This window comes from Roseivirga thermotolerans (genome assembly GCF_014653175.1).
Lineage (GTDB): Bacteria > Bacteroidota > Bacteroidia > Cytophagales > Cyclobacteriaceae > Roseivirga > Roseivirga thermotolerans.
The window spans coordinates 108,093-120,475 of record NZ_BNAG01000003.1; the positions used below are offsets into that span (position 1 = coordinate 108,093).

Sequence of the window (12,383 nt, forward strand, 5' to 3'; positions counted from 1 at the left end):
AATGGCTGAATATCATGTGCCTGTAATGCTTCAGGAATGCATTCATGGGCTCAACATCAAACCTGACGGAATTTACGTGGATGTGACCTTCGGTGGAGGAGGGCATTCAAAAGAAATACTTAAGCATTTATCTGGGGCTGGCAGGCTTTTCGGGTTCGACCAGGATGAGGATGCCAGGTTAAATGCAGAAGAAATAGATAATCGTTCTTTCACATTCGTACAAGCCAATTTCAGGTACCTCAGGCGGTTTTTAAAGTTGCATGGGGTGTCTAGGGTTGATGGTATTTTGGCAGACTTAGGTATTTCATCGCATCAAATCGATGAGGCTTCTCGAGGGTTTTCTACCCGGGGTAACGCTGAGTTGGATATGCGCATGGATCGGTCGGCTCAAAAGACGGCAAAAACCGTAGTCAATGAATACGAAGAAAAAGACCTGCATAAGGTTTTGGGTATTTATGGCGAGGTGAAAAATGCCCGATCGTTGGCGGCTGCCATTGTGTCGAGTCGTTTTTCGCGGCCTTTCGAGACTACCTTCGATTTAATCGAGCTGTTGAAGAAGTTTGCTCCGCGAGGTAAGGAGAATAAGTACTTCGCTCAGGTGTTTCAGGCCATTCGCATTGAGGTAAATGACGAGATGGGTGCACTAGAGGAGTTTTTGCAGCAGTCAGCAGAAGTGCTCAATCCGGGAGGAAGGCTGGTGGTCATGAGTTATCACTCGCTGGAAGATCGGATGGTCAAAAACTACATCAACAAAGGCAAGGTGTTTGGCGAGGTGGAGAAAGATTTTTTTGGAAATGAATTAAAGCCCTTTAGGGCAGTGAATAGAAAGCCGGTAACGGCAAACCAACAAGAACTAACAAAAAACAGCCGATCGAGAAGTGCAAAGCTTCGCGTAGCTGAGCGTATTGAAAATGGCAGAAAACAGGTTTAAAGTTAAATCGGAAAAGCAGGGCTCGGGGAAGGGATTCTTCGGGTTTTTGGCGTCCGGTTTAAAGTTAGGTTCTGCCTGGGAGTCCGGTTTTCCGGTCAAGTATCTCCCAAAAGTAGTCTTCGCGGTCTTGTTGGGTATCATCTATGTTTGGAATAACCACTATGCCGAAAGAGCAACTCGCGAGCTGGATAGGCTCGAAGAGGAAGTGGAAGATTTGCGAGCTGACGTAACTACTCTTGAAGCAGAGTATATGTTCAGCAGTAAGCAGTCTGAAGTAGCCAAGAAGGTAAAAGAGCTTGGTTTGGAAGAAAGCAAAGAACCGCCAATCAAAATTGTTGTAGACGAAGATGAATATTAAGCACTCCATACTGTTAAGGGTAAGGATAGCCTTTTTGGTGGCAGTGTTATTTGTTTTCGCTGTCATTTATAGGCTGGTCGATATCCAGATGGTTGAAGGTGATCACTGGAGGCAATTGGCAGAAGAAAGTAGCCTGGATTATAGAACCATTAAGGCTACCCGTGGAAGCATTTATGCTTCAGGAAACGATCTGCTGGCAACTTCGCTGCCATTTTACAGGTTGGCCTTCGATCCGTCTTTGGTCGATAATAAAACATTTACGTCTAATATAGACTCCCTTTCACATCTACTGTCGAAATATTTCCGGGATCATTCTTCAGACTACTATAAGAAGAAGATCTCGGAAGCTCGGCAAATGAAAAGCAGATACCTCATTCTCAACCGAGAGTTGGTCAATTACCAGGGGCGCCAGGAAATGCTCACCTGGCCAATATTTCGTTTAGGGCAAATGCGCGGTGGTGTGATTTTCGAAAAGATTGATGATCGACATCGCCCATTTAAAAAGCTGGCTCAGCGAACCATTGGCAGAGTTAATGGAGATGGAAAAGGCGTAGTAGGTATTGAAGCTAGTTTTAATGATTACCTCTCCGGTAAAAATGGTGAGGGTCTTTTTCAGCGAGTGGCCGGTGGAAACTGGAAGCCCGTATATGCCTCAACCGATGTGCGTCCGGTAGATGGTTATGATATTCATACTACTATAGATATTAACCTGCAAGATGTAGCACAAAATGCCTTGCTAAGAGCTCTTTCAACCTATCAGGCCAACTATGGAGCTGTGGTTTTAATGGAGGTAAAAACGGGAGAAATTAAGGCTATTTCTAATCTGGAAAAACTTGAGTCCGGCAACTATGCCGAGACATACAACTTTGCCATAGGTACTACAAACGATCCAGGGTCTACTTTTAAGTTAGCTACCATGTTGGCTTTGCTGGAATCAGGCAAGGTGGAGTTGACCGACAGTGTGGATACCGGTGATGGTACCATTGAGTTTTTTGATGGTAAGCTCAAGCTTACTGATGTGAAACGTGGAGGATATGGGAAGATAACCGTTCAGGATGTATTCGAAAAATCCTCTAACGTGGGTATAGCTAAACTGGTGACTGAGCATTTTGGAGATAACCCAAAGGAGTTTGTCGATCTCATCAAAGAAACTGGCTTAGGTCAGCCCCTTGGCTTTCAATTATTGGGCGAAGGTGAACCCTATATTAAAGATCCGAGCGATCCGTCCTGGTCCGGATCCAGCTTGCCGTGGATGTCTGTAGGTTACGAGACCGGCCTGACTCCTCTGCAAACATTGGCTTTTTATAATGCTGTTGCCAACGATGGTAAAATGATTCAACCCATCATTGTAAAAAGCATCAACAGAGCCAATAAGCCGGTTGAGGTATTTAAGCCCAAAGTGCTGAATAAAAAGATTGCTTCTGACGAAACATTGCAGAAGCTGCGTCTTATGCTTGAAGGGGTGGTAGAACGTGGTACGGCCCAAAACATTAAGAACGAGCATTATAAGATTGCCGGGAAAACCGGTACCGCCCAGCGTTTAGTTAATGGGCGCTATATGACACAGAGCTACTATGCCTCTTTTGCTGGCTACTTTCCGGCAGAAGATCCACTCTATTCGTGCATAGTTATTATCGATAACCCAAGAGGTTGGAATCGTTATGGTGGAGATGTTTCTGCACCGGTTTTCAAAGAAATAGCCGATATGATTTATGCTCAAAACCTCGATATACATGACTCCTTCGCACCTCAGTATACTGCTGCCAACAATGGTACATTTCCTGTAATACGAGCCGGAAGGCTAGAGGAGCTCAATGAGCTATGTAATCAATTGGGCATATCTAACTATGCTGATGAGCAGGCTAGCGATTGGGTAAGGAGTTCGGTGAATAATAACGTAGTCATTTGGAAGAAAAATCATGACAATACAGGATTGGTGCCCAATGTGGAAGGAATGACCTTGCGCGATGCGGTATACATCCTTGAAAATATAGGGTTAAAAGTTTTGGCTTCAGGCAGCGGCCGCGTGAAAAGACAGTCGGTTGGAGCTGGTGTTCGGGCAACAAAAGGAGCAACAATAGAATTAGAATTAGGCTAATGGCTGTATTGAAAGACATATTATATAAAGTCTCGTTGCAGTCGGTTTCAGGCAATATGGAAACCGAAGTAAAAGCCATTGCCTTTGACTCCAGAAAAGTGGAGGCCGGAACCGCTTTTGTAGCAGTTCGTGGTACTCAGGCCGATGGCCACGAGTATATAGAAATGGCTATAGAAAAGGGTGCCGTAGCAGTAGTTTGCGAAGAGCTACCAGAGTCTTTGGTCAATAATGTTGCTTTTGTGCAGGTGAAGGATTCTTCCAAAGCCCTCGGCTTTATGGCCGCCAATTACTATGGCAATCCTTCAGAGAAGCTTAAGCTGGTGGGAGTAACCGGCACCAACGGAAAAACCACTTGTGTTACGCTATTGCACCAGCTGTTTCGGTTGCTTGGTTACAATGCCGGTTTGCTTTCTACTGTAGTAAACAAAATTAATGAAGAGGAGCTTCCGGCTACACACACTACTCCGGATGCTATCACTTTAAATAAAACTTTGGCACAGATGGTGGCCAAAGGCTGTACTCATTGTTTTATGGAATCGAGTTCCCATGCTATCGTGCAAAACAGAATTGCAGGACTTAAGTATGAAGGAGCTGTCTTTACAAACCTTTCACATGAACACCTGGACTATCATAAAACTTTCGATGAGTACATCAAAGCGAAGAAGTTGCTGTTCGATGGGCTACCATCGACAGCCTTCGCTTTGGTTAATGCCGATGACAAAAGGGGGGCAGTAATGCTCCAGAATACCAAGGCAGCCAAGCATAAATATGCACTAAAATCTATGGCAGCCTTTAAAGCCAAAATTCTTTCCAATACACTACAGGGTTTAGAACTGGATATTGACGGAAAGAGTGTTTGGTTTAAGCTTATAGGTGATTTCAATGCCTATAATCTGTTGGCGGTGTATGGTGCGGCTGTACTGTTGGGAGAAGACGAAAGCATGGTGCTGGAGCAGTTGTCTAGTTTGAATCCAGCCCCCGGAAGATTCGAGCAGGTCAATTCAAATACAGGCATTACGGCACTGGTCGATTACGCTCATACGCCCGATGCCTTGGAGAACGTACTCTCAACCATTAAGGAGTTTAGAACCGGTAACGAAAAGGTGATTACGGTAGTGGGCTGCGGGGGTAACAGAGACAAAGAGAAGAGGCCTGTTATGGCCAAGATAGCCTGTGACTTGAGCGATAAGGTAATACTGACTTCAGACAATCCCCGATTCGAAGAGCCGGGAGATATTTTGAAAGACATGCAGGCAGGGGTTTCCCCCTCCAATTTTAGGAAGACATTGGTTATTGAAGACCGCAGGGAAGCCATAAAAGCAGCTTGTGCTATGGCCGAACCCAACGATATAATACTGGTGGCCGGAAAAGGGCACGAGACTTATCAGGAAATCAAAGGAGTGCGAAGCGACTTTGACGACCGAAAGGTGTTGAGTGAAATGCTAAATCTAATGCACCAGAAATGATGTACGATATGCAGATTACGATTTACGATTTGGGCTATACGAACAATGCCTCATGCGAATCCGGTATAGGTTCGAAATACAGTGTAGATCAAAAATCTGATATCGGAAATGGCTTGAAACTTAAAACGAGAAACAGAAAACTGTAAATGCTATACTATTTATTCGACTTCTTAGATAGAGAATATGACCTGATAGGGGCTGGAGTTTTTCAGTATATCTCCTTTAGGGCAGGTATGGCTGTGCTGGTTTCATTGCTCATCACCATCACATTTGGTAAGTCGCTTATTACCATGCTTAGAAAAAAGCAGGTAGGAGAAACCATACGTGACTTAGGGCTGGAAGGCCAGATGCAGAAAAAAGGAACTCCAACAATGGGCGGGCTCATTATTATTGCCGCCATTGTTATTCCAACCCTGTTATTTGCCAAGCTTGAGAATATATATGTCATTCTCTTGTTGGTAACCACTTTGGTCTTAGGTGGAATTGGCTTCCTGGATGACTACATCAAAGTATTCAAGAAGAATAAAGAAGGCCTTGCCGGCAAATTCAAAGTGGTAGGGCAGGTAAGTGTAGGTTTAATAGTGGGAGCAACCCTGTTCTTTAGTGACGATGTTGTGGTGAGAGAATTCAATAAAACCCCAGTAGAAATTCAGCAAGAGGGTGAAGAACAAATAGTAAGCTATACCGATTCAAAGTCTACCACTACTACCATTCCTTTTGTAAAAAACAATGAATTGGATTATAGCAAGCTGAATCCGACCGAGAATGAACTGATTACAGCAGGTATATACATCTTAATTGTCATTTTCTTTGTTACGGCCATCTCCAATGGGGCAAACATTACCGATGGAATCGATGGACTGGCAGCCGGTACTTCAGCAATTATAGGCCTCACACTGGCCATATTGGCCTATATCTCAGGTAATGCCATCTTCTCCGATTACCTCAATGTAATGTTCATTCCAAGATCCGGAGAGCTGGTAATCTTCTGTACGGCTTTTGTGGGTGCTTGTGTAGGCTTTCTTTGGTACAACTCATACCCTGCCCAGGTATTTATGGGCGATACCGGGAGTCTTTCCCTCGGAGGAATTATTGCTGTATTGGCCCTGGTACTTCGAAAAGAACTTCTGATTCCGGTGTTGTGCGGAATCTTCGTGATAGAAAACCTCTCTGTGATTATACAGGTGAGCTATTTCAAATACACTAAAAAGAAATACGGTGAAGGTAGAAGAATCTTTAAGATGTCTCCGCTTCACCACCACTACCAGAAAATGGAAATCCCGGAACCTAAAATCGTTACGCGATTCTGGATTGTGGGAATCCTGCTGGCAATTATTGCTTTGGCAACATTGAAACTGAGATAGGCTTGAAAAGAAAGTTGGTCATACTAGGTGCTGGAGAAAGCGGAATCGGAGCAGCCTTGCTTGGAAAAGCAAAGGGCTATGAGGTTTTCGTATCTGACGCTGGGTCGATCAAAGAGCAATATCTCAAAGAGCTTCAGGATAATGGAATTGAGTTTGAGTCTGGGAAGCATACAACGGAAAAAGTACTACAGGCTGATCTTGTTGTAAAGAGTCCAGGTATATCGGAAAAGGCTGAGTTGATACAAAAACTGAGAGCTAATGGAAATCTGATCATATCGGAGATCGAGTTCGCAGCGCAATTCACCAATGCAAAACTCATAGGAATTACCGGAACAAACGGTAAAACCACAACTGCAATGCTCACTTATCACATCCTGAAAACGGGTGGATTCAATGTAGGGCTAGCGGGCAATGTAGGAACCAGTTTCGCACGTCAGGTGCTCACGGAAAACTTCGATTGGTATGTGCTCGAACTGAGCAGTTTCCAGTTGGATGATTCCTACGAATTGAAATTAGAAATAGGGGTCTTGTTGAATATCACACCGGATCATCTGGATAGATACGACTACGACTTCCAAAAATATATCGCATCCAAGATGCGCATATTTCACCTTGTACACCTGGGACGTCATGCTGTCTATTGGCAGGATGACCCCCAAATCGGGGAAGGCATTGCTAAAGCCACTCGTGGCCTCAATGTACATCCCTTTTCGCTCAGCGGAGACGCTGCTGAGATAACTTATATACAAAATGATAGGTTGTTTTATGTCCCTAATGGTATTGAGGTATCTGCCCCCAGAGCAGATATCTCAATCAAGGGACTACATAATGCGTTGAATGCAGCCGCTGCCGGAAATGCTGCCCTTGTGGCTGGTGTTTCACCGGAAGCATTGCTTGAGGCACTCAAGACTTTCAAGGGAGCTGAACACAGGCTGGAACCTGTCCGCGAACTCAATGGAGTAGAGTACATCAACGATTCCAAAGCAACCAATCTTGATTCCGTAAAATATGCCCTCGATGCCTTCGAAAACCCAATTGTGTGGATTGCCGGAGGAATTGATAAGGGCAATGAATATAACCTGGTAAACCAACTGGTGCAGGACAAAGTGAAGGCGCTGATCTGCCTGGGAAAAGATAATTCCAAGCTCATTACGTCTTTCGAGAATTTGGTGCCGGTAGTAAGGTCTACTGACGATTTGATCCAGGCTGTGCGCTGGGCCAAAGAACTTGCCAAACCGGGAGACATTGTGTTGCTGTCTCCGGCTTGCTCCAGTTTCGATCTGTTCCAGAATTATGTGGACAGAGGAAACCAGTTTAAGAGTGCCGTTAGGGCACTATGATTTTGGATTTATGAATGTTGAATGACGATTGAGCTTCAGTAGACACGATATGATCAAACGCCAAAGGCAATATGTACTCAGCAGTTTGAGAATGATTGAGGAATTGCCAAATGGATATACCTATGGTGTAACTGGTCGGCAACTGACTAGATGTAGTACCTCGGTAGGGGCTAATTATCGTGCTGCCTGTAGAGCAAAATCATCAGCAGACTTCATTAACAAACTGAAGATAGTCGAAGAAGAGGCCGATGAGTGCTTATACTTCATGGATTTATTAACCGAACTAAATGGAACGAATCTTCAATTGCTAAAAGAATTGATGAAAGAAGGAGATGAGATTTTGGCCATAGTGGTGGCTTCGATCAAAACTGCTTCTGCGAACAGAAATATCAAAAATTAAAAATCAAAGATCTGAAATGAACAAGATCAAAGAATGGGCTGACAAGAATATTCAGGGTGACCCCGTCATCTGGTTGGTGGTTATTTGCCTGTCTGTTTTTGGTATTCTGGTAGTGTATAGTGCCACGGGTTCATTGGCCTATAGGGCAGGAGTAAACACCGAGAAATTTTTGATTCGCCACACCATTATGGTGGGCTTGTCATTATTTGTTATGTGGGTGGCTCATAAGATAGACTATAGGTATTATGCAAAGCTCACTCATTTTGCACTGCTACTTTCGGTGCCCCTGTTGCTTTATGCGTGGCAGTGGGGGTCTCAGGTAAACGGTGCCAATCGATGGATTGTACTTCCGTTTGTTGGGCTGCAGTTTCAGCCTTCAGATCTGGCAAAATTGGCTCTTATTGCTGCCTTGGCTACAATGTTGGCCAAACGTCAGCAAAAAATAGATGACTTTAAAGAATCTTTAATTCCAATGTTGGCCTGGTGTGGGGGCATTTGTGCCCTCATCGCCATGACCAACATTTCAACAGCCGTCATGCTGTTTGCTACCTGTATGCTACTGCTCTTCATAGGCCGTGTACCGGTAAAGTATTTGGCCATGCTTCTGGTAGTTGGTGCCTTTGCAGGCTTCGTAGCTATGAAGGTGGGGCAACGAGGCGAAACAGCTATGAACAGAGTTCGGTCGTTCCTCAATCCAACCGAAGTGCCTTATCAGGCTCAGGTGGCTAACATGGCCATTGCTACAGGCGGAATTTTAGGTAATGGGCCTGGCGAAAGTATTCAGCGAAATTTTTTACCGGAAGCATACTCAGACTTTGCCTATGCAATCATCATTGAAGAGTATGGCTTGGTTGGCGGTGTTATGGTGCTCTTTCTCTACCTGGTATTGCTGTATAGAGGCATGCGGGTAGTAGCCAATAGCGATAGGGCTTTTGGAGGCCTGCTTTCGGCAGGGCTAACTTTTGCCATAGTCATTCAGGCACTGGTAAATATTGGGGTTGTAGTGGGGCTCGGGCCGGTAACAGGCCAGACCCTTCCGCTCATAAGTATGGGAGGTACCTCCCTGCTATTCACCGGACTATCACTGGGAATTATCCTCAGCGTGAGCCGAGGTGAGCAAGAAGACTTTTCCGCCATCAGTGGCGACATGAAGAATAAATTAAGAACTGCATAACATCGAAAAGAAAGAACCATATCGATTAATTATTAGCGGTGGAGGCACCGGAGGGCATGTGTATCCGGCCATAGCCATAGCCAACGCGTTCAAAACTCGCTTTCCTGAAGCAGAGATTTTGTTCGTTGGTGCCAAGGGCAAAATGGAGATGCAAAAAGTGCCTGAAGCGGGCTATACCATTAAGGGGCTTTGGATCAGTGGGCTTCAGCGCAAGCTCACGCTCGATAATCTTTCTTTTCCCCTCAAAGTGGTCGATAGCCTGCTAAAGAGTAAGAAGATCATAAAACGGTTTAAGCCACATGCGGCAGTAGGAGTTGGAGGTTACGCCTCCGGTCCGTTGTTGAGAATGGCAGTTAAGCATAAGATTCCTGCCATTGTGCAAGAGCAAAACTCTTATGCAGGTTTAACCAATAAAATGTTGGCCAGGAAGGTACAGAAGATATGCGTGGCGTATCCGCAAATGGATCGCTTCTTTCCGGCCGAGAAGGTGGTACTCACGGGCAACCCGGTGAGAAAGGACATTACCGAACTGACCAATAAAAGGGATACTGGTCTCAGCCATTTTGGGCTGCGGGCCGATAGACCTGTATTATTGGTTTTAGGTGGCAGCTTGGGAGCAAGAACTCTAAACGACAGCATGATTCTGAATATTCAGAAGCTAATTAATGCACAAGTGCAGGTGCTTTGGCAGTGTGGTAAATTCTACCATGCAGAAATGCAGAACAAGCTATCGCAAGTGCCTCAAAACGATCTGGTGAAGCTTTTTGAATTCCTGAAAGAGATGGACCTGGCCTATGCCGTAGCCGATGTGGTGATTAGCAGAGCAGGAGCTCTCTCAGTATCGGAGTTGAGTATTGCAGGTAAGCCCACCATTTTCGTGCCTTCGCCCAATGTGGCAGAAGACCATCAAACCAAGAATGCCCAGGCCATGGTAGAAAACAAGGCTGCGGTATTGGTAAAAGACGTTGAGGCAAGAGAGGTGCTCATTGATAGAGCCATCGAACTGCTGAAAGATGAAGAGAAAAAAGCTCAGCTGAGCAAGAATATAAAGGCTATGGCCAAGCCCAATGCGGCCAATGAAATTGTAGATGAAATAGTGAAACTCATCGCATGAAGTTAGAAAAGATACATAGCGTCTATTTTGTCGGTATCGGTGGTATTGGCATGAGTGCTTTGGCCCGTTGGTTCAAGCACAACGGAAAGCGTGTGTCTGGCTACGATCGCACCTCAACGGAGTTGACCACCAGGTTAATTCAGGAAGGAATCGAGATTCACTTTGATGATAATATTGACCTGATCGATGCAGAGGTAAAGGCAAACCCCGAAGGTAGCTTGATTATCTACACTCCGGCTATACCCAAAGACCATTCAGAATTAAACTGGCTGAAGGGTAACGGATTTGAAGTGCTCAAGAGATCACAGGTGCTGGGAATCATTACCCAAAACATGCGCAGTGTGGCAGTGGCCGGAACCCACGGCAAAACCACTACTTCATCGATGGTTGTGCACCTGTTAAAAGAGTCAGGGTTCGATGTGGCCGGTTTTCTTGGAGGAATAAGTGCCAACTACGATACCAATATGATCCTCAACGAAACCAGTGAGGCCATTGCTGTGATTGAGGCCGATGAGTTCGATAGATCATTCCTCACTTTACATCCCGAATGGGCTGTAGTGACTTCGGCCGATGCTGATCACCTGGATATTTATGGCCATAAGGATGTGTTGAAAGACTCGTTTAGGGACTTTATAAAAAGAATAAAGCAAGAAGGGAAACTCTTTGTGAAAAATGAGTTGGCCACTGAGCTTGTTTCAGGTCATGAGCTTAACCATGAAGGCTATGCGCTTTCAGAGGCTTCCATTACTGCCGAAAACATTCGCTTTGAAGAGGCCTCTTTTATTTTCGATTATAAGAATGGAGAGAAAACCATTGAAGGTATACGACTCAATGTTCCCGGCTATCACAATGTGGAAAATATGCTTGCAGCCATATCTGTTAGCAGGCATTTAGGGGCTAAAGACGAATCCATTAAAAAAGCTGTAGAGAGCTATCGTGGAGTCAAACGCAGGTTTGAATTCATTATCAAGCGAGATGATCTGGTGTTCATAGACGACTATGCTCATCACCCTGTAGAGATTGCTGCTCTGCTCAAATCGGTAAAAGATCTGTTTGCAGGCAAAAAGATTACGGTTGTTTTTCAGCCACATCTTTTCAGCCGTACCAGAGACTTCGCTCAAGAGTTTTCTGAGAGTTTGTCTTTGGCCGATGAAGTGATCTTGCTGGATATATACCCTGCCAGGGAACTTCCTATGGAAGGAGTGAATTCAGGAATGCTCATAGATGGTATTTCTGCCGAAAAGAAGATGGTATCAAGTAAAGAAAGCTTGATAGATCATATAAAAGCCTGGCAACCCCAAGTGCTTTTAACTGTGGGGGCAGGCGATATAGATAAGTTAGTTCAACCCTTAAAACGTGCATTGTCATGAAAACAAAAGAGAATGTATTGAGAGTGCTGGGGATTATAGCCGGATGTGCCTTATTGGTTATTCTAGCCAGTTCGGTAGAGAAACGAGACTTTGGATATAGAGTAGAAGAAATAAATGTAGAGATAGAAAATGCCTTTGAGAACTTCTTTGTCGATGAAAGCGATGTAATGGAACTCATAATGCAAAACGAAAACGACTCCATTCTGGGAGACGGCTTTACTCCTGTGAGCTTAAAAGAAGTAGAGGAGCGAATTGAGTCACACAGTTTTGTAAAAGAGGCAGAGGTATACAGAGACCTAAAAGGCCATTTGGTAGTAAAGGCGAGGCAAAACAAACCTGTTGCCCGGCTAATGGGAACACAGGGCAAAAATGCCTACATCGCAGAAACGGGGGAGCTGTTGCCGGTATCTTCCAAATACACTGCTCGCGTACCTGTGATTACCGGACGCTACACCGAAAAACTTATGGCCATTAAGTCGGTGAAAGAAGAAGAGTATGCCCAAAAGATTTACACACTCATCAATTTCATTAACAACCACAAGTTCTGGTCTATGCAAATAGGTCAGATCGATATCAACAGTAAAGGATATGTGGTTATGTATCCCCAGGTGGGAGATCAACGATTGGAATTCGGCTATGCCGAAGACATAGAGAAGAAGTTCAAGAAGCTTGAGATTTTCTTCAAGCAAATAATGCCAACCAAAGGTTGGAACACTTACTCAAAGGTGAATGTAGAATATAAGGATCAGATAATTTGTGACTAACCAA

11 protein-coding genes are annotated in these 12,383 nt (G+C 44.6%); all 11 read left to right on the plus strand.

What is annotated here, in order from left to right:
* Nucleotide 1: 1 nt before the first annotated feature.
* The 11 genes from rsmH (at nucleotide 2) to IE164_RS10465 (ending at nucleotide 12,379) form a co-directional block, all read left to right on the plus strand.
* Nucleotides 2-931 carry a 16S rRNA (cytosine(1402)-N(4))-methyltransferase RsmH gene (gene rsmH, locus IE164_RS10415; RefSeq protein ID WP_189630180.1) on the plus strand — a complete coding sequence of 310 codons (930 nt, stop codon included), beginning with the start codon at nucleotides 2-4 and terminating at the stop codon, nucleotides 929-931.
* The gene (locus IE164_RS10420; RefSeq protein ID WP_189630181.1) at nucleotides 912-1,289 is read left to right on the plus strand and encodes an FtsL-like putative cell division protein; all 378 of its coding nucleotides are present in this window, start codon (nucleotides 912-914) and stop codon (nucleotides 1,287-1,289) included. The genes rsmH and IE164_RS10420 overlap by 20 nt, the downstream gene beginning before the upstream one ends.
* The gene (locus IE164_RS10425; RefSeq protein ID WP_189630182.1) at nucleotides 1,279-3,387 is read left to right on the plus strand and encodes a PASTA domain-containing penicillin-binding protein; all 2,109 of its coding nucleotides are present in this window, start codon (nucleotides 1,279-1,281) and stop codon (nucleotides 3,385-3,387) included. Before IE164_RS10420 ends, IE164_RS10425 begins: the two co-directional genes overlap by 11 nt.
* A complete protein-coding gene (locus IE164_RS10430) occupies nucleotides 3,387-4,853 on the plus strand; it encodes a UDP-N-acetylmuramoyl-L-alanyl-D-glutamate--2,6-diaminopimelate ligase (protein ID WP_189630183.1) in 1,467 nt (488 codons plus the stop codon). The genes IE164_RS10425 and IE164_RS10430 overlap by 1 nt, the downstream gene beginning before the upstream one ends.
* A gap of 146 nt (nucleotides 4,854-4,999) precedes the next feature.
* The gene (mraY, locus tag IE164_RS10435) at nucleotides 5,000-6,217 is read left to right on the plus strand and encodes a phospho-N-acetylmuramoyl-pentapeptide-transferase (protein WP_189630184.1); all 1,218 of its coding nucleotides are present in this window, start codon (nucleotides 5,000-5,002) and stop codon (nucleotides 6,215-6,217) included.
* 2 nt (nucleotides 6,218-6,219) lie between these two features.
* Nucleotides 6,220-7,557: a UDP-N-acetylmuramoyl-L-alanine--D-glutamate ligase gene (murD, locus tag IE164_RS10440; protein WP_189630185.1), complete on the plus strand. Its 1,338-nt coding sequence runs from the start codon at nucleotides 6,220-6,222 to the stop codon at nucleotides 7,555-7,557.
* 49 nt (nucleotides 7,558-7,606) lie between these two features.
* Nucleotides 7,607-7,957 carry a four helix bundle protein gene (locus tag IE164_RS10445; RefSeq protein WP_189630186.1) on the plus strand — a complete coding sequence of 117 codons (351 nt, stop codon included), beginning with the start codon at nucleotides 7,607-7,609 and terminating at the stop codon, nucleotides 7,955-7,957.
* A gap of 16 nt (nucleotides 7,958-7,973) precedes the next feature.
* A complete protein-coding gene (locus IE164_RS10450; RefSeq protein ID WP_189630187.1) occupies nucleotides 7,974-9,131 on the plus strand; it encodes an FtsW/RodA/SpoVE family cell cycle protein in 1,158 nt (385 codons plus the stop codon).
* Nucleotide 9,132: 1 nt separating this feature from the next.
* Nucleotides 9,133-10,245 (plus strand): undecaprenyldiphospho-muramoylpentapeptide beta-N-acetylglucosaminyltransferase, encoded by a 1,113-nt coding sequence (gene murG, locus IE164_RS10455; protein ID WP_189630801.1) that lies wholly within the window; start codon nucleotides 9,133-9,135, stop codon nucleotides 10,243-10,245.
* On the plus strand, nucleotides 10,242-11,615 hold the full coding sequence (gene murC, locus IE164_RS10460; RefSeq protein ID WP_189630188.1) for a UDP-N-acetylmuramate--L-alanine ligase: 1,374 nt from the start codon (nucleotides 10,242-10,244) through the stop codon (nucleotides 11,613-11,615). Before murG ends, murC begins: the two co-directional genes overlap by 4 nt.
* Complete coding sequence (locus IE164_RS10465) at nucleotides 11,612-12,379, plus strand: cell division protein FtsQ/DivIB (RefSeq protein WP_189630189.1); 768 nt, start codon at nucleotides 11,612-11,614, stop codon at nucleotides 12,377-12,379. Before murC ends, IE164_RS10465 begins: the two co-directional genes overlap by 4 nt.
* The last annotated feature ends 4 nt before the right edge of the window (nucleotides 12,380-12,383 follow it).